Source organism: Streptococcus cameli (assembly GCF_053207365.1).
The window spans coordinates 1,033,754-1,051,927 of the sequence record NZ_JBRUIM010000001.1 but is presented as its reverse complement, the minus strand read 5'-3'; the positions used below and the strand labels follow the sequence as shown (position 1 = coordinate 1,051,927).

Below are 18,174 nucleotides of genomic sequence, written 5' to 3'. Positions count from 1 at the left end.
TCTATGAAACCAGCCTATTTAACCATTCATGACCAGATTAGAGATGATATTGATAAAGGAGTCTGGAAAATTGGCCAGCGTCTTCCTAGCGAGCGTGATTTGGCCGATGATTTTCAAGTTTCCCGTATGACCCTACGTCAGGCCATAACCCTTTTAGTAGAAGAAGGAGTGCTGACGCGTAAGGTTGGGGCAGGGACTTTTGTAGCCAATACGCGGGTACAAGAAAAAATGCGCGGTACGACCTCTTTTACAGAAATCATTCAATTACAAGGGAAAAAACCTTCTAGTAAGTTGCTCTCTTATATTCGTACCTTGCCAAATGAAAAGGAGAAGGAGCAGCTCTGCCTATCTGATAGAGAGAAAATTATCCGAATGGAGCGTGTCCGTTATGCAGATGACCTTCCTGTTGTTTATGAAGTAGCCAGTATTCCTGAACGATTGATTAAGGATATGAAAAAAGAAGATGTGACTAATCATTTCTTTAAAACCTTGTCTGAAAATGGTTATCGGATAGGTACCAGCCAACAAACCATTTTTGCTCGATTGGCCAGTGATACTGTTTCTAAACATTTGCAAATTTCCAAAAAAGATGCCGTTTTAGCATTGCGTCAGGTATCCTATTTAGAAGACGGACAACCTTTTGAGTTTGTGAATAGTCAGTATGCTGCGGAACGGTTTGAATTTTATTTAGAAAACAACTAATTACATAACATTTATTATGTAATTAAAACAAAAAAAGAAATCATATCAAACTACTGAAATGCTTTTAAGATAAGAGGAATTTTGATATAATAAATCTTATGGAAATTGAAAAAACCAATCGCATGAATGCCCTCTTTGAATTTTATGCTGCACTCTTAACTGACAAGCAAATGAACTACATCGAGCTTTATTACGCTGATGATTATAGCCTGGCTGAGATTGCAGAAGAATTTGGGGTGAGTCGCCAAGCTGTCTATGACAATATCAAGCGGACCGAAAAAATTTTAGAAGCTTATGAAATGAAATTGCACATGTACTCAGATTACATTGTGCGAAGTGAAATTTTTGATGAAATTACTCAGAAATACAAAGAAGATACATATTTGCAAGAAAAAATTGCGATTTTAAGCAGTATTGACAATCGAGATTAAGAAAGGAAATCGGTATCCATTATGGCATTTGAAAGCCTAACCGAACGCCTACAAGGCGTCTTTAAAAATTTACGCGGCAAGAAAAAGCTGTCTGAAAAAGATGTGCAAGAGGTTACCAAAGAGATTCGTTTGGCCCTTTTAGAAGCTGACGTTGCCCTTCCAGTTGTAAAAACTTTTATCAAGCGTGTTCGAGAACGTGCAGTTGGACATGAGATTATTGACACACTGGATCCAACCCAACAAATTGTTAAAATCGTTAACGAAGAATTAACGGAAATTTTGGGTTCTGAAACAGCTGAAATCGAGAAATCACCAAAAATCCCAACCATTATTATGATGGTTGGTTTGCAGGGGGCTGGTAAAACGACCTTTGCAGGCAAATTGGCTAACAAACTGATCAAGGAAGAGCAAGCTCGTCCAATGATGATTGCTGCAGACATTTACCGTCCAGCGGCCATCGACCAGTTAAAAACGCTCGGTGGACAAATCAATGTTCCTGTTTTTGACATGGGAACAGACCATTCAGCAGTTGAAATTGTCACAAAAGGTCTGGAACAAGCTCGAAACAACCACCATGATTATGTCTTGATTGATACGGCTGGACGATTGCAAATTGATGAAACGCTCATGCAAGAATTGAGTGACGTCAAAGCCATTGCCCAACCAAATGAAGTCCTCTTGGTAATTGACAGTATGATTGGTCAGGAAGCTGCTAATGTTGCGGCAGCCTTTAATCAACAACTGGATATTACCGGGGTTGTCTTGACCAAGATTGATGGTGATACCCGTGGTGGTGCAGCTCTTTCTGTTCGTGAAATTACCGGTAAGCCAATCAAGTTCACAGGTACTGGTGAGAAGATTACTGATATTGAAACTTTCCACCCAGATCGGATGTCTAGCCGTATCTTGGGGATGGGAGACCTTTTAACCCTCATTGAAAAAGCTTCGCAGGAATACGATGCCCAAAAATCAGCGGAATTGGCTGAAAAAATGCGGGAAAATACCTTTGATTTTAATGACTTTATCGACCAATTGGACCAGGTTCAAAACATGGGCCCAATGGAAGACCTTTTGAAGATGCTCCCTGGTATGGCAGGTAATCCTGCCTTGGCCAATCTCAAAGTGGACGAACGCGAAATTGCACGAAAACGTGCGATTGTCTCATCTATGACACCAGCAGAACGTGAAAATCCAGATTTGTTGACACCAAGTCGAAGAAGACGGATTGCTGCTGGATCTGGCAATAGCTTTGTCGATGTCAACAAATTTATCAAGGACTTTAACCAAGCTAAAACCATGATGCAGGGTGTCATGTCGGGAGACATGAACAAAATGATGCGTCAAATGGGTATTGATCCAAATAATCTTCCGAAAAATATGCCAAATATGCCCGATATGGGAGGCATGGGGATGCCAGATTTGTCTGCCTTCGGTGGTGGAGCTGGAATGCCCGATATGAGCCAAATGTTTGGTGGCGGATTCAAGGGTAAAATTGGTGAATTTGCCATGAAACAAGCCATGAAACGCCAAGCCAATAAGATCAAAAAAGCCAAGAAAAAACGCAAATAAAAAGAGAATTGAATGCTCGTCATTCAATTTTTCTTGGACTTATCCTTAACTGGTAAAATATGGAGGTTTAAGGTGATGGCAGTTATCATTTGGTTCGAAATAGTACCTATATGAAAACTTCAAATTTGATATCATTTTTTTCATTGTTGGAAGTCTGTATTTCTTTGTTTATTTAATGGTTGTTTAGGGGACATTCTGGCAATTCCCGCAAGTGTTGGTGACACTATATCTACTAGCCTGTACCACTTGATTTGCATTTGTTGCAGAAACACCTTGATCAAAAATTTCAAAACCAAGTACATCTATTTTCTTACGAATAATTTATCTCGTCATGTATTTTATTTCGCCAATTTACTATATCTATTATGCTAATGGAGTTAAAAATGAAACTAAAAACTAATCTGGTTCTGGTATTCCTTTTTTCTTTCTTTTTCTTATCAGCCTGTGGGCAGCAAACTACGGTTCAAACCAGTGATAAGGAATCAGGATTGAAAATTGTGACCAGTTTTTACCCTGTATATGCTCTAACCAAGGCTGTCAGTGGTGATTTGAATACAATTGAAATGATTCAATCAAATGCTGGTATTCACGGCTTTGAACCTTCTGCAAATGATGTTGCCAGTATTTATGACGCCGATGTCTTTATCTATCATGCAGATAACTTAGAAAGTTGGGCAACTGCTTTGTCTGGCAACTTAGATGACAGTTCTGTCCAGGTTATCATGGCAACAGACGGAATGAAATTAGACAAGGTTAAAGGCTTGGAAGATATGGAAATAGAGCCAGGAATGGACGAAGCTAGTGTCTACGACCCCCATACTTGGAATGATCCAATCAAGGCAGCAGAAGAGGCAAAGGTAATTGCCAGCCAATTATCGAAAATTGACCCTGACAATGCGGCTATCTACCAAAAAAATGCAGAAGTTTTTTCGCAAGAAGCCCAAACATTGGTTGCAGAGTATCTCCCAAAATTCCAAGAAGCAAAATCACCTTATTTTGTAACCTCACACACAGCCTTTGCCTACCTTGCTAAACAATTTGGTCTAGAACAAATCGGAATAGCCGGTATTTCAACAGAAGATGAACCAACATCACGCCAAATCGCGGAAATACAAGATTTTGTCAAAACCTACCAAGTCAAGACTATCTTTGTAGAACAAGGTGTCTCCACAAAAATTGCTGAAACCATTCAAGCAGCAACGGGTGCAAAGATTGTGACGCTCAGTCCCTTAGAAACACCTCCAGACAACCAAAACAGCTACCTTGAAAACCTAGAAACCAATTTGAACATCTTATTGATAGAGCTTAATAAATAAGGTAATATTATTGAAATAAAAAAACAAATGTACATAATATATATTACAAAATATATATTATGTAAAAAGAAAGGCTGAAATAATGGCTTATAGAACGATTCTTTGTTTTCCAAAATTCGAAAATGATCAGTGGATTCAGCAAACACGCCAGCAATACGATCCCTTAGCAGAGTTGATTCCCTATCATATTACCTTGGTTTTTCCTTTTGAGGAGGACATGACACAGGATGATTTAAAATACCATATTATTGACCATATTCAAGATTTTAGACCATTTACAGTGACGTTTTCTGGATTGCAACAAGCTGAGGAATATATTTTCTTACAAATGAGAAAAGGAAATCAACACATTGTTGAATTACACGATGCCTTGTATCAGAATGGCTTGAGTAAACACCTCAGGAAAGATATTCCTTATGTACCACACATTACCTTGGGACGGTTAGCTGATGCTGAAACAGCCTCACAAGTGATCAGTGAATTGCAAGAAACCGCCATAGAGGAATATAGCTGTGTAATTGACCGCATTTGTGTAGAAGAAATTGGTCCAAATGAGGAATCCATTATCTTGTTTGAAATCCCTCTCTAAAAGAGAGAGGGTATTCTTCTACATAACATCTTTCCGAAAAACTGTAATTTTCTTGAAAAATATATAATGGTGTGGTATACTACTATTATAGAAATTTGGAGTGTGTCGATACATGAGACGTGAATTGTTACTGGAAAAAATTGAAGAGCTAAAGGAAATCATGCCCTGGTATGTTCTGGATTACTACCAATCCAAGCTAACCGTTCCGTATAGTTTTACAACCTTATACGAATACTTAAAAGAATACAGACGTTTTTTTGAATGGCTCTTAGATGCTGGGATTTCAAATGCTGACAAATTAGCCGATATTGAGCTTTCTATTTTAGAAAATTTAACCAAAAAAGACATGGAAACCTTTATTCTCTATCTAAGAGAACGTCCGTCATTGAATACCTATTCGACCAAACAAGGCGTTTCCCAAACCACGATCAATCGGACGCTTTCTGCCTTATCCAGTTTGTTTAAATATCTGACAGAAGAGGTTGAGGTTAAAAATGGGGAGCCCTACTTCTACCGAAACGTCATGAAAAAGGTAGCAACCCGTAAACAAAAGGAAACCTTGGCATCACGAGCTGAGAACATCAAACAAAAACTCTTCTTGGGCGATGAAACCATGGAATTTCTTGAATACGTAGATACAGAATACGAAAACAAGTTATCCAATCGGGCAAAATCTTCCTTTAAAAAGAACAAAGAACGTGATTTAGCCATCATTTCCTTGCTGCTGGCTTCTGGTGTTCGTTTATCTGAAGCGGTTAATTTGGATTTGAAAGATTTAAACCTCAAAATGATGGTCATTGATGTGACCCGTAAGGGTGGAAAACGGGATTCCGTCAACGTTGCAGGATTTGCCAAACCCTACTTGGAAGCCTATCTAGCTATCAGAACACCGCGCTATAAGGCTGAAAAACAAGATACTGCCCTCTTTTTGACGGAATACAGAGGAACTCCAAATAGAATTGATGCTTCCAGCATTGAAAAAATGGTCGGAAAATACTCCCAAGATTTTAAAATTCGCGTTACCCCCCATAAATTACGTCATACATTGGCAACCAGGCTCTATGATGCCACTAAATCGCAAGTCTTGGTCAGTCACCAGCTTGGGCATGCTTCAACACAGGTAACCGACCTCTATACCCATATCGTCAATGACGAACAAAAGAATGCCTTGGATAAATTGTAAATTACATAATACATGTTATGTAAACAAAATGAAAGAACTCTCAATTAGAGTTCTTTTTACTTGTAATTATAACGGATGTTCCCTCGTCAATGACACTTTCAATAGAGATATTTAGGTTCAACTCATCTAAAATCAATTTGGTCATGTAGAGGCCCAAACCAGTTGATTTGTGGTGTTGGTGCCCATTAAAGCCAGTAAAACCTTCATCAAATAGGCGGGGCAGGTCTTCAGGCAAGATGCCCATCCCCTCATCCTGAATGAGTAATTGGCTCTCTTTCATTAAAATCCTGATTCTACCACCACTTCTGCTGTATTTAATGGCATTATCAATCAATTGACTAATCGCAAAGCTTAGCCATTTTTTATCGGTTAGCAACTGCCAATCGCCCTCTATTTGAACGGATAAGTCCTTTGCCAAACAGTGCATGCGGTAGTCTTTGATGATGGTAGTGATTAACGGACGGATAGAAACATTTTCAAATCGGTAGTCGTCCAATTTTTCTTGGAATTTCATGTAGTTGAGTAAGATGGTCAAGTAATGTTGAATCGCATGGACCTGACTAGCCACCTCTTGTGTTTTTAATTGATTGGTCTGCACCATCAAATCCAAACTAGCTAAGGGAACCTTGATCTGGTGGGACCACATTTTGATTAAGCTATTTAGTTTGATGGATTGCTGCTGGAGGGTTTCTTTTTCAGCTTGAGCTTGATTCAACTCTTTCATCAAAACAGCATAAAATGCTTGTTCTAAAGGCGTCTGCAAATCTTTTTCCTGCTGGATGGACAAATGATCTAAATCTTGGATGAACCTTCGAAACCGAACATATTGAAAGCATAGTACCAAGACAAATACAGTCGAGGCAAACAAGAGACTGTTGGCAAAGATGGACAGGGGTAAGCGATAGAGGAAGAAGGTTGCAAGAAAAATCAAGACCAAGACTAGATAGAGAAGAATCCAGCCCAGGTGTTGTTTGATAAATTTTCCAATCATTGAATTAAAAAGCCTACCCCTCTAATGGTGTGAATCCTATCAAATTGCAAGGACCGTAATTTTTTCCGAAGCCTTGTCATATTGACATTCAGCGTGTTCTGGTCGATAAAATCTTCATTTTCCCAAAGCTTTTCGAGCAAGCGTTCTTTGGTCACCAATTTTCCCTGTTCCTGCATTAAGATATGAAAAATCTTGTTTTCCGTGGGAGTGAGTTGAATGCTCTCAACACCGTCTGTAAATTCTCCATCTCCTGACAGACGGAACTGATCCAATACAAGGTCATTGCTACTATAATCCTGACTTCTTCTCAGCAGCGCAGCAATTTTGGCTTCTAAAATAGACAAAGAAAAAGGTTTGGCAATGAAGTCGTCTGCTCCCATATTCAGTGCCATAATAGCATTCATTTCCTCATTGGCACTGGAGATAAAAATCAAGGGAACACTGGAGTGTTTTCGCAACTCGGTTGTCCAATAAAAGCCATTAAAATAGGGAAGTGTGATGTCCATCAGAACAATGTCTGGTGCTACTTCTGCTATTTCTTGTTGAACTGCTCGGAAATTTTGGACGCTTTCAACCTGGTAGCGATCCTGAAAATAGGTCTTTAGCGATGAAACAATCAATGGATCATCTTCCACTAAAAATAGTTTCTTTTGTTCATTCATATCTTTATTTTACAAAAAAGTGGCTTGAATTGCCACTTTTTGTCTACCTTTCAATGATTCGGTAATAAATCCTGCTGGTTATTCTATACACCAGATAATAGAGCAGGACAAAAACCAAAATAAGAATAGCTGCAATGTAATAGATTTTGTAGCCAAAATCTGGCCCCATTTGACTGATAAAGCGATTAAGAAGAGGAAGAGCTGCTACAACATGGCAAACTGCCAATAATAGAGGTGCAAAGAAAACCAAAAGTATTTGGCCATTGATGGTTTTTTTCACCAATTGTTGGCTCATGCCAACTTCTTGTAGCACTTTGTAGGACTTCTTGTCTTCGTAACCCTCTGAGAGCTGTTTGTAATACATGATCAAGCAAGCACCCAGTAAGAATGATGTGCCAATAAGAACGCCAATAAAGAGGAATGGTCCCGTGAAATCCAAGTTTTCCTGTTTGTCTTCGTCCTTGTTATTGGACCAAAAATAAGTGCTAGCAATTGTTCGGTTATCTCGTAGATAACTCAATTTTTCATATTCTTCTGAAGTTAAGCTGCCATTGAGGGAATAACTGAGGTAACCTGCATTTTCATCGTCGAAAGCATAATCGCCTCCAAAGATATCTGATTGCTTATATAGCAGGTCTTCGTTTGGTAAAACCACTATGACACTGCTTTGTGCAAGGTTTAATGATTGTATAGAGAGAGTTGGCTGCTGATCCAATTGTTTGACCGAATAGGTTTTATTATCCAATAGTGTCACACTTTTTAACTGGCTATTGCTCTTATCATCACTTTGGTATACGGCTACTTCTCCTGCTTTTAATGCAAGAGAAGGGTTATCGAAAGTTTCATAATCCTCCATGCTGATGAGGTAGAGATTGGAAGTATAGCCACCATCTTCCATCACTTGTTGAAGGGATAAGTTTTCTATGTTTTCAATATTTCCACCTGTTGAAAAGTAAAGTGTGCTGTCAAAATGTTCTGAAGACGCCCCAATTTCTGAGAAAATTTCTTGACTAACTTTTTCAGCAGCGTGACGGTCTCGGACGTTGTTGATTGTAAGATAGGTATTTTTATCAGTAGAATACATCTTTTCAATCATTTCATTGGTCGAGTAATAAAAACTGGCCGTTCCGATAAGAGTTGCCATGACCATGGTTGCTAAAATCGTTATATTAGCCAGACCAAGTGCATTTTGCTTCATGCGGTACAACATGTTGGATACCGGTATAAAATGCTTGGAGTTGTAAAAATAATGAGGATTTTCTTTTTGTTTCTTTAAGAACCAAGAAAGAAAACTGATAAAGAAAAGATAGGTCCCAATGATGACGCTGACGACAGCCAAGAACGAAAATTGGACATAGTAACCGTCGAAATGCTGAATATCTTTGAAAGAAAAGATATAGCTCGCAAGGATCAGTACGACGCCCACTATTCCAATGAATCCATTGCCTCTAGGCTCTTTTTCTTCTTTCTTGCTGGCTTTTAACAATTCCAAAGAAGAGAGACGAGTCAGCCTTAACCATGTCATCAGCATAACCGTCCCAAAGATGACTGCAAAACAGAGAAGGCTCTTGAAAAAGCTAGCGCTGGTAATCTGAACATCAAAATTGGACAGCTGCATCAAATTGACCAAGACAAGATAAAGAAACTTAGATAAGACTGTTGCTAACAAACTACCTAATAGAAGTATTCCCAAAAACACAAAGACCAATTCCAGCGTGGCAATCAGGCTAATGCGCTTACGGTTCATCCCCAATACACTATAAAGACCAAATTCCTTTGTCCGCTGTTTTAAAAGGAAATTGTAACTGTAATGGACGATGATAAAGGAAAAAATCGCAATGACCCAAAAGGCAAAGCCCAAAACAGTTGGCGTTGTCCGCTTGACTTGGATATCGGGTGTCAGCCAGATGATGGAAACGGTATTGAGGAGTACAAAAAGAGTCACGCTGGAGAGAATAAATGGAAAATAGGCAGAATTGGCCTTTTTTAAATTACTGAGGGCTAATTTAAGATAGAACATCTTACTCACCCCCTAGCAGGCTGGTCATAGTTAATGAAATAGTCTTGTAAAACTCTGTATTGCTTTGGTGGCCTCGGTACAATTGATGGTAAATGCGCCCATCTTTAATAAACAAGACCCGACTAGCATGGCTAGCTGCCATCGGAGAATGGGTCACCATTAAAATGGTTTGCCCACTCATATGAATATCTTCAAAAATCGTCATTAAGTCTTCTGAATTTCGGTAATCCAAGGCCGCTGTCGGCTCATCTGCTAAAATTAACTGAGGCTGGGTAATGAGGGCGCGTGCGATAGCCACCCGTTGTTGTTGGCCACCAGAGAGTTCGTAAGGTCGTTGCAGCAAGAGATCTTTTAGTCCCAAACGGTGTGCTAATTCTGGCAGTTTGGCTTCCATCTCCTTTGGTGGTGTATCCGTCAATACCAAGGGGAGAAAAATATTATCCTTGACGCTTAAGTTATCTAAGAGGTTAAAATCTTGAAAAACAAATCCTAGATTGTTCAAGCGAAAATCAGCCATTTGATGTTCTTTAATCTTGGTTAAATCTTGACCATTTAAGCTGATTGTCCCTGAAGTTGGTTTGTCTAAGGTCGCTAGTATATTGAGTAAAGTGGTTTTACCAGAACCAGACTCTCCCATAATGGCTACAAATTCACCTTTTTCAACTTGAAAGCTAATATCCTGTAAGGCTTTCACTTCCGCACTCGATTTTCTCGTCCGAAAGGTTCGGGTCACATGATTGGCTGTTAGAAACATACTCCTACTCCTTTTCTTTGCTTATTGTATCAAAAGATAAGTGGTTTGACTATCCTTATTATAACGCAAGTGTTCTCCTTATCCCCTTACAGACAAAAAATCCTCTCTTACAACTTTGTAAGAAAGGAATAAAGTTTATGATTTTTCACCAATAAAGTTAAGCATTTCTTGGATATCACCAAGTTCCTGCGTTGTGAAAATGAAGAATAAATCGCCTTGTAAATCTGCAAAGGCTTTTGGCATTTTCTTAACAGCCTTAAGCTTATCCGCATAGGTTGACCGAATCTCTTCTTCCGACTGAATATAAGACAACCGGTTGCGGCGGCTTACCGCCAAACAGTATTGAGGTTCAAACTGTCGTTCTTCTACTTCCTTACCAGCAACAACACGGGCATAATCCCTGTATAGATCAATAGAGTGGGCATAATTATAAACATCCAATGCAAAACCACCAGCAGGACGGTTGTTGTATTCGAGGGCAATATAATCATCGCCAACACGGAAAAATTCAATATGGAAGAAACGTTCCTTCATTTTGAATGTAGAAATAATTGCACGGCCATATTCTTGCAATTTTGAATCCAGCACTTTTGAAACGTAAAAGGCATTTTCCTTGTCGTCGTTGACCAATTCAATCGGTGGGTGAACGTAGTCCAGTGTCGTTTCAAAAACAATATTGCCATTTGTATCAATCAAACCGTCATATGTACAGACGTGATTGGAATCGATAAATTGCTCGAAGAAATAAACTGTTTCTCCATCCCATTTTTCCTTAAAGGTGTCTAAATCTGATTGACTCAATAATTTGTAGGTCCCTGCTGCTCCAACACCGTTGTCTGGCTTTGCAATCATGGGAAAGCCAATTTCTTTGACCGCCTTGGCCATATGTTTTTCATTTTTAATGACTTGTCCTGGAACGACTGGAACGCCTGCTTTTTTAAAGTATTTCTTCATCTCAGATTTGAATTTGGTCTTTTTCAATTCAGAAGGTTTCATACCAAAAACATTAAATTGTTCTCGTAAGATTGCATCTTTCTCTAACCAATATTCATTGAGCGACTCGATGCGGTCAATGGGACCGTGTTTGTAGAAAAGGAAGGCGACAGCTTTTTTCACCTCTTCGATATTTTCTAAATCTTCAACACGAAAATATTCTGTTAAAGCATCTTGTAGTTCTTTCCCCAACTGGTCGTAAGGTTCTTGTCCAATTCCCAAGACAGTAATTCCTTGCTTGGCTAATTCAATGGAAAATTGTTGAAAATTTTTAGGATAATAGGGCGATAGTACAATGTAGTTCATAGGCAGTCCTTTCTATTTACAAATTCATATGTGCGAGGAAGTAAGGCATTTGCTGGCGCCACCAGATCCAATCATGAGCCACGTCATTGCCCCACTCATCAAACCAGGCTGGAATATTTTTTTGAGAAAAAGCATCTTTTAAGGTATAGAAACTTGGCAAGCCTTCACCCTCCCAATCTCCAAGACCGGTACAGACGATAATATCCGCTTGTCGATAATGGTCAATAAACCAGCCATCGTTCTGGTGCCAGATATAGTCTGATGGAGACTGATTGTAAACGACTGGATCATTGCCATAATCGTTTTGTTGGTTAAAATAGCGAACATCATAGACACCTGACAAGGCAATGACTTTTGTAAAAACATCTGGGTGTTGGAGAAAAAAATTGACTGAATGGTAAGCTCCCATGGAGCATCCTGTGGCCATCATACCGTCAAACCAACCTGTCTTATGTTTAATAAAAGGAATGGCTTCTTCAATAACATATTGATCATAAGCTTGATGAGCTAAGGCACGATCATGAAGAGACTTCCAATCAGCTAGCCAACTCTCCGAATCAATGCTACTAAGGGTAAAAAATTGGATTTTCCCTTGTTCAATAAACTCTTTACTGGCTTCGATCATTCCAAAATCAGCATATTCATTGTGTGAACCACCTGAAGATGGAAAGACAACAACTGGAATCCCAGCGTGGCCATACCGATTTAAAAACATTTCACGGCCAAGTTTTCCAGACCAGTGATTTAAGGCTTCAAAATGCATCGTGTATCTCCTTTTACCAATTTTCACCTAAAAAACGAAGACAGTTTGGCAGTTGACTGGACCAGGCTTCTTCATTGTGAATCGCTCCTGATACAATCTCTAATTGAATCTGGTTCAATGGAATGCCACCTTCTATCAATTGGCGATAGTATGAAAGGGATGAATTGATATAGGCTTGCTTGATATTTCCGGCCATCAAGGTTTTATCTGTTTCATCCGCTTCTTCTGTTCCAACATAGAGATAAATCCGTTGTTCTGGATCCAGATTCTTTTTTTCAATATAGCGATTGAATGCCTCCTGGTGCAACCAGTTAGCAGAAGAAAATACTCCTAGACAACCTATCTGATCAGCATAGGCTAATCCCATAAACTGGGTAATATTGCCACCTAAAGAAGAGCCAACCATCGCTGTGTGTTGTTTATCTGATTTGGTACGGTACTCTTGATCAATAAAGGGTTTAACCACTTCCATTACAAATTCAGCATATTCAATGCCTTTTCCGCCAAATTGCATACCAGGAATCGCAAATTCTTGGTATTTCCAGGCTGCATATTCATTCATGCGGTTTCCACCATCATTGTCAATTGTCACCACAATCATTTTTGCGATATCGGGATTTCGTTTGATAGTTGGGATGACTTTCCAGGAATGACCAGAAAAAGATTCCTTGCTATACAAAACATTTTGGCCATCATGGAAATAAACAACTGGATAGGCTTGTTCCTGTTCTTTTTCATAATTTTTGGGAAGTAAAACACGAACCCTTCGTCGCTGACCACTATAAGGCACTTCTAGTTCATGTGTTTTCATATCCAAATAAAAATAGGATTTATTCATAAGCTTATCCTCAAATATCTTGTTTTTTGATATTATACCTTTTTTTGCAAAAAAATTCTATATTATCTTTTTAAAACAAAGAAAAAACCGAACATTTTCGGTTTTTTGTGTTAGTGAATCAGTTTAATACGAAAGATAGGGTTCCAAATCTGTCAAAGCTCGCTCAGCAATGGCTTCATAGCGTGCCTTCTTATCACGAATCCGAGGGCCTTCAAGCTCCTTGATAATACCAAAATTGACATTCATGGGTTGGAAATGCTTGCTCTCTGTATGCGTAACGTAATAAGGTAGACTACCAATAGCCGTTGTTTCAGGGAAGAAAATAGGTTCTTCACCATTGAAGAGGCGCGTAGCATTGATACCAGCAACTAAACCACTAGCAGCAGACTCGACGTAACCCTCAACACCGGTCATTTGTCCCGCAAAGAAGAGGTTGCTCTGCTTCTTAGACTGGAAGGATTGGTTAAGAAGGTTTGGGGAATCCATGTAGGAATTGCGGTGCATCACACCGTAACGGACAAATTCCGCATTTTCAAGACCTGGAATCATCTGGAAGACACGTTTTTGCTCGCCCCATTTGAGGTGGGTTTGGAAACCGACCATATTGTAAAGAGATCCAGCAGCATTGTCCTGACGAAGCTGAACAACGGCGTAAGGCGTTTTAAAGTCGCCATCGCGTGGGCCTTCAAAGTCTTCAGGGTATTCCAGTCCGACAGGTTTCATCGGACCATAAAGCATGGTTTTAATGCCACGCTTGGCCATGACTTCGATCGGCATACACCCTTCGAAGTATTTTTCTTTTTCAAAGGAATTCAGCGGTGCTTCTTCTGCTGTTGTCAAGGCTTCGTGGAAAGCGATGAACTCTTCCTTAGTCATTGGACAGTTGAGGTAAGCAGCTTCGCCTTTGTCATAACGCGACTTGAGATAAACCTTGCTCATATCGATGGTATTGACATCAATAATAGGAGCTGCCGCATCGTAGAAATAAAAACCATCGCCATCATTGAAGTAATGAATTTTAGCAGCCAAGGCGTCTGACGTTAAAGGACCTGTTGCGATAACGGTGATCACATCGGTTGGTAATTCTGTGATTTCTTTACGGATAACTTCGATCAGTGGGTGATTGTGGATTTCCGCGGTAACGGCTTCTGCATAGCCTTCACGGTCCACTGCCATGGCTCCGCCTGCTGGCACACGGTGGGCTTCACCATTCCGCATAATGATCGAGTCCAAGCGTCGCATTTCTTCTTTAAGAAGGCCAACGGCGTTGGTTAAACTATCTCCACGGAATGAGTTAGAACAAACTAACTCCGCAAAATTGTCTGTCTTGTGCTGCGGTGTTGGTTTGACTCCACGCATTTCATACAACTTCACGGGAATGCCACGTTTGGCGATTTGGTAAGCTGCTTCAGAACCAGCAAGACCAGCTCCGATGACATTGATATAAGATTGAGACATGCACTAATACCTCTTTGCTAGGAATCCCTAGCACAAATCTTTCTATTTCCCTTTAAAGGGGTAAATTTTGATACTTATTGATTATACCAAAAATCAAACTTAAATGCCTCTTGTGCGTTTATGAATGTAAAAAATTATTTTTTGGATTTGCTCAGTAGTTTCAAATGGTATTGGAGTTTTTTGTATTGCTGACTAATCTCTAATTCATCTAATGTGAAATTAGCTTTCGCTTCAGTTTCTAAATCATGCAAATCGTTTATCAATGATTGAATCGATAAACCCGCAAAAGTAAAGTCCAGTACTTGTTGGTACTTGTCTTGCAACTGTTTTTCAAACGCCGAAAGACTCAGTGGCTCTTTATCAAGTATTGTTTGTTTCTGACGGTGGAGATAGGCATTCTCATTAACAACGACAATCTTTGTGCTTGCAAGTATGAGGCGATAGTTTTCCATGTTCGGATCAAAAATAGAAAATCCACTAGTGAGTGCTACTTCAAATAGTTGTTTTTTATATAGTTTTCCCCAAGGTGTAGCCACCATTTTATTAAAATAGTCACTGAACTGTTCTTTTGCCAAAATGGTAGATGGTTCAAAAGTTTTAATAGAGAATTCAGAAGCTAACACATAATAAACGAATTGCTTGACTTCTTCTTTGTATTCGTAGTAATTTGCAATTGCAACATCCGCTTGAAACCAGTTCAAATTAAAATAAAGTGAAGCAAGATAGTATTTTTCAATACAATCATCTGGCTGAATAATGGTGATCAGTTCATTATCGTTCTCCTGCAGCATTTGCTGAAGTTGCTCTTTGGTATTTTTTTGAGCATATTGGACAAGTTTAAACCGTTTGTCCTTTTCAACGAATTGTTGACAAATAGCCAGCGAATCAGGTGGGGCTCCATTGTCCATCATCAATACTTCAAAGTTCGAATAGGTCTGCTTCCGAATACCGCCCAAACATTCTGCTAAATGTGGGACATCGTTGTTGATTGGAACAAGAATACTAATCGTTTCGGTTTTTCGAATACGTTTGATATAAAAATGCCCATTGACATTTGTAACTGTTTGTTGCGTTTGAAACAGATGGTGCATCATTTTACTTTCCTCTCCGTTATAGGAAAGTAAACTCTCAAATGCTTTTGCAGTTAATATTGTGCCGTAAATTTCATTTTCTTGCCAATCATTTAACGAAATCGAACAATTTTTCGATAATAGGTTTTCAGTCGATACTGTTGTGATATGGTAATTTTTATTAGGGAAATAAAAGTATCCGTCATGTTCGTTGAATGAAAAATAATTCGGAATCAATAAATCAGCTTGTGACTCGATTAAGGGCAACATCTCTTCTTCCAGAGCCTTTTCTGCTAGCCAATCAATTGATTTCACAATCAGATAAAAATCGCTACTTGCATGTTGGGAAGCACTTTTTAGAGCTGCAAGTAGATTAGTTTGTCGATCTGTTATGACTTTTATACAATCAAATGACTTAAAGTAATCAAATGTATATTGTCCGAGAATATCAACCGAGTCATTCAAAATAATGATTTCAATGTTCTTATAACTTTGGTCTAATAAGCTTTCTACACAAGCTTCGAGGTAATGCGCGTATTCTTGAGTAGGGATGATAATACTTAATTTTGGTGATGGGTCAAACAAAGCATGATAACGACGTTGGTAATTTTGATAGGTTGCGGCAGAAATCTTTAGATAATCTGGTATTTTTGATAATGGGTGCCATGCTTTGATGGTTCCGTTAAAATGTTCAATAATAACTTCTTCAGAAGGTAAATCTTTATCTTTTTTTCTACGGTCTGTATAATTATATGCCGGTGATAAAAAGACATACTGTTCCTGATAATAGAGATTTAAAATGTCCTGATCAGGAAATTTATATTCCAATCCTTTTTCAATGGCCATCTTGACCAAATCGCGACTCGAATGATTTTTTCGCATCAAGTCAAGGTTCATGAGTAGAACACCAGAGCTGAAATAATGACTATCCATTGAAAATCCAAGTGAATTGAGATAAACAGGCCGATAGGCATAAATATCTGATTCTCTAACAGCCGCAATTTCCTTACCTTCAAAATCGATTGTCCATAAAGAAGATAAATTTCCCTTTACAAGAATATCGACATCAAGATAAAGGACACGATGGCAATTTGGTAATAAATCTGGAAGTAAAAAACGGAAAAATGACTCAAATGGAAATTGTTCCGTTTGAATAGGGATCTGAATGAATCGCTCTGCTTCTACTTGAATCCAATGGATACTCAGGTTTGGTTGATGTTCTTCTAGAATATTTAATTGTTCAATAATAGTAGGTGTCAATTCTTGATACAAAACGTGGGTAATTATTTTCGTATCTGAGTTGCTTGTCAATATAGACGATAAAGTCGCTCCTAAATACTGGGCATAATTTTCATTAACAGCAAAGGCGATATCAATAGTTTGTTGTTTTGATTTTTCCTGAATTGTTTGCAATGGTTTCTCCTTAGGATTAATGTATCTGTTAATTTACACGATTTTGAGTAGTACCAGTCTGAACAATATCAAAGGTCGCATTTAAAGCTCCTTCAACCAGGTTTTTCACTGCTTCATCTGTAAAATAGGCTACGTGTGGTGTATAAATAACTTTGGGATGGTGAATGAGAGCTTCAAAAGCATTGTCTTCTAGTGGCTTTTCTCCCCAATTTTTAGGAACATAAGGACCTTCAAACTCATAGGTGTCAATTCCAGCACCAGCTAATAAGCCCTTATCCAAGGATTCCAGTAAATCCTCTGTTTTGACCAAGGCTCCGCGGGCTGTATTAATTAAAATAGCATCTTTTTTCAATTCTTGGAACATCTTCTGGTCAAACAAATGATGATTGTCTTCACTTGGTGGCATGTGTAGGGAAATCACATCTGCTTCTTTAACAGCTTCCAGCACAGAATCTTTATACTCAATTATGTCAGCCATTTGCTCTGATGGATACAGGTCATGCCCCACAATACGACAGCCTATACTCTTAAACATTTTAGCGGTAGCTTGTCCAATACGGCCTGTCCCCAAAATGGCAACCGTCATCTGTCCTAATACGCGACCACAAATTGAATTATCCCAGCTAAAATTATGGTTTTCAACTCTATTGCTGATGTCTTTGGTCTTGCGGATCAGCTGCAGTGCTAAAGTCAATGCAAACTCCGCTATGGACTCTGGGGAGTAACTTGGTACATTTGTTATGATGATGTCGTTAGCAGTCGCCACTTCCAAGTCATACATGTCAATCCCAGCGCCTCGTTGGGCAATCTGTTTAATACCCAATGCTTTTAAAGCAGGGTAGATTGCTTTATCAAGCTGGCCAATTTGTAGATTGACAACCCCGTGGCAGCCCTCTAAGCCAGGTATTTCTTCCATGGTCAAGAGATTTTGAGTGCTCTCAATGGAAACACCTTTTTCTATTCCCCACTTTCGAGCGATAGCTGCTTCTTCAACCGTTGCATTAAATAATTTAAGTTTCATGCTTTTACCTCAATATTAAGTCAATATAACTATACCATATTTTGATTTGAAAATGTAATGATAGGAAAAAGAAAAAAGTTTGCATAACATTAGAT

Annotated in this window: 16 protein-coding genes; 6 read left to right on the top strand and 10 right to left on the bottom strand. The window is 38.9% G+C overall.

The window, feature by feature from the left end; translation table 11 throughout:
- Positions 1 to 3: 3 nt before the first annotated feature.
- The 6 genes from ACVR1I_RS05230 (at position 4) to xerS (ending at position 5,790) form a co-directional block, all read left to right on the top strand.
- Positions 4 to 702, top strand: a complete 699-nt coding sequence (locus tag ACVR1I_RS05230) for a GntR family transcriptional regulator (RefSeq protein ID WP_447442942.1) — start codon at positions 4 to 6, stop codon at positions 700 to 702.
- A gap of 98 nt (positions 703 to 800) precedes the next feature.
- Positions 801 to 1,133 carry a putative DNA-binding protein gene (locus ACVR1I_RS05225; protein WP_447442941.1) on the top strand — a complete coding sequence of 111 codons (333 nt, stop codon included), beginning with the start codon at positions 801 to 803 and terminating at the stop codon, positions 1,131 to 1,133.
- Positions 1,134 to 1,154: 21 nt separating this feature from the next.
- Positions 1,155 to 2,702: a signal recognition particle protein gene (ffh, locus tag ACVR1I_RS05220; protein ID WP_447442940.1), complete on the top strand. Its 1,548-nt coding sequence runs from the start codon at positions 1,155 to 1,157 to the stop codon at positions 2,700 to 2,702.
- Positions 2,703 to 3,085: 383 nt separating this feature from the next.
- The gene (locus ACVR1I_RS05215) at positions 3,086 to 4,018 is read left to right on the top strand and encodes a metal ABC transporter solute-binding protein, Zn/Mn family (protein WP_447442939.1); all 933 of its coding nucleotides are present in this window, start codon (positions 3,086 to 3,088) and stop codon (positions 4,016 to 4,018) included.
- A gap of 82 nt (positions 4,019 to 4,100) precedes the next feature.
- Entirely contained in the window at positions 4,101 to 4,607 is a 507-nt protein-coding gene (locus ACVR1I_RS05210; RefSeq protein WP_447442938.1) for a 2'-5' RNA ligase family protein, read from the top strand.
- A gap of 112 nt (positions 4,608 to 4,719) precedes the next feature.
- Positions 4,720 to 5,790: a tyrosine recombinase XerS gene (xerS, locus tag ACVR1I_RS05205; protein ID WP_447442937.1), complete on the top strand. Its 1,071-nt coding sequence runs from the start codon at positions 4,720 to 4,722 to the stop codon at positions 5,788 to 5,790.
- A 40-nt stretch (positions 5,791 to 5,830) separates the two neighbouring features.
- On the opposite strand, the gene ACVR1I_RS05200 is transcribed toward xerS, so the two are convergent.
- From ACVR1I_RS05200 to ACVR1I_RS05155, 10 genes are all read right to left on the bottom strand, one after another.
- The gene (locus tag ACVR1I_RS05200; protein WP_447442936.1) at positions 5,831 to 6,781 is read right to left on the bottom strand and encodes a sensor histidine kinase; all 951 of its coding nucleotides are present in this window, start codon (positions 6,779 to 6,781) and stop codon (positions 5,831 to 5,833) included.
- Positions 6,778 to 7,443 carry a response regulator transcription factor gene (locus ACVR1I_RS05195; protein WP_447442935.1) on the bottom strand — a complete coding sequence of 222 codons (666 nt, stop codon included), beginning with the start codon at positions 7,441 to 7,443 and terminating at the stop codon, positions 6,778 to 6,780. Before ACVR1I_RS05195 ends, ACVR1I_RS05200 begins: the two co-directional genes overlap by 4 nt.
- A 43-nt stretch (positions 7,444 to 7,486) precedes the next feature.
- Positions 7,487 to 9,463: an ABC transporter permease gene (locus tag ACVR1I_RS05190; RefSeq protein WP_447442934.1), complete on the bottom strand. Its 1,977-nt coding sequence runs from the start codon at positions 9,461 to 9,463 to the stop codon at positions 7,487 to 7,489.
- 1 nt (position 9,464) lies between these two features.
- Positions 9,465 to 10,217, bottom strand: a complete 753-nt coding sequence (locus ACVR1I_RS05185) for an ABC transporter ATP-binding protein (RefSeq protein WP_447442933.1) — start codon at positions 10,215 to 10,217, stop codon at positions 9,465 to 9,467.
- Positions 10,218 to 10,352: 135 nt separating this feature from the next.
- A complete protein-coding gene (locus tag ACVR1I_RS05180) occupies positions 10,353 to 11,516 on the bottom strand; it encodes an ATP-grasp domain-containing protein (protein ID WP_447442932.1) in 1,164 nt (387 codons plus the stop codon).
- A 16-nt stretch (positions 11,517 to 11,532) separates the two neighbouring features.
- Entirely contained in the window at positions 11,533 to 12,279 is a 747-nt protein-coding gene (locus ACVR1I_RS05175) for an esterase family protein (protein ID WP_447442931.1), read from the bottom strand.
- 13 nt (positions 12,280 to 12,292) lie between these two features.
- Positions 12,293 to 13,117: an alpha/beta hydrolase gene (locus ACVR1I_RS05170; RefSeq protein WP_447442930.1), complete on the bottom strand. Its 825-nt coding sequence runs from the start codon at positions 13,115 to 13,117 to the stop codon at positions 12,293 to 12,295.
- 123 nt (positions 13,118 to 13,240) lie between these two features.
- Complete coding sequence (trmFO, locus tag ACVR1I_RS05165) at positions 13,241 to 14,575, bottom strand: methylenetetrahydrofolate--tRNA-(uracil(54)-C(5))-methyltransferase (FADH(2)-oxidizing) TrmFO (RefSeq protein WP_447442929.1); 1,335 nt, start codon at positions 14,573 to 14,575, stop codon at positions 13,241 to 13,243.
- Between the two features lie 134 nt (positions 14,576 to 14,709).
- Entirely contained in the window at positions 14,710 to 17,058 is a 2,349-nt protein-coding gene (locus ACVR1I_RS05160; protein WP_447442928.1) for a glycosyltransferase, read from the bottom strand.
- A gap of 28 nt (positions 17,059 to 17,086) precedes the next feature.
- Positions 17,087 to 18,079: a D-2-hydroxyacid dehydrogenase gene (locus tag ACVR1I_RS05155; RefSeq protein WP_447442927.1), complete on the bottom strand. Its 993-nt coding sequence runs from the start codon at positions 18,077 to 18,079 to the stop codon at positions 17,087 to 17,089.
- Positions 18,080 to 18,174 lie beyond the last annotated feature (95 nt).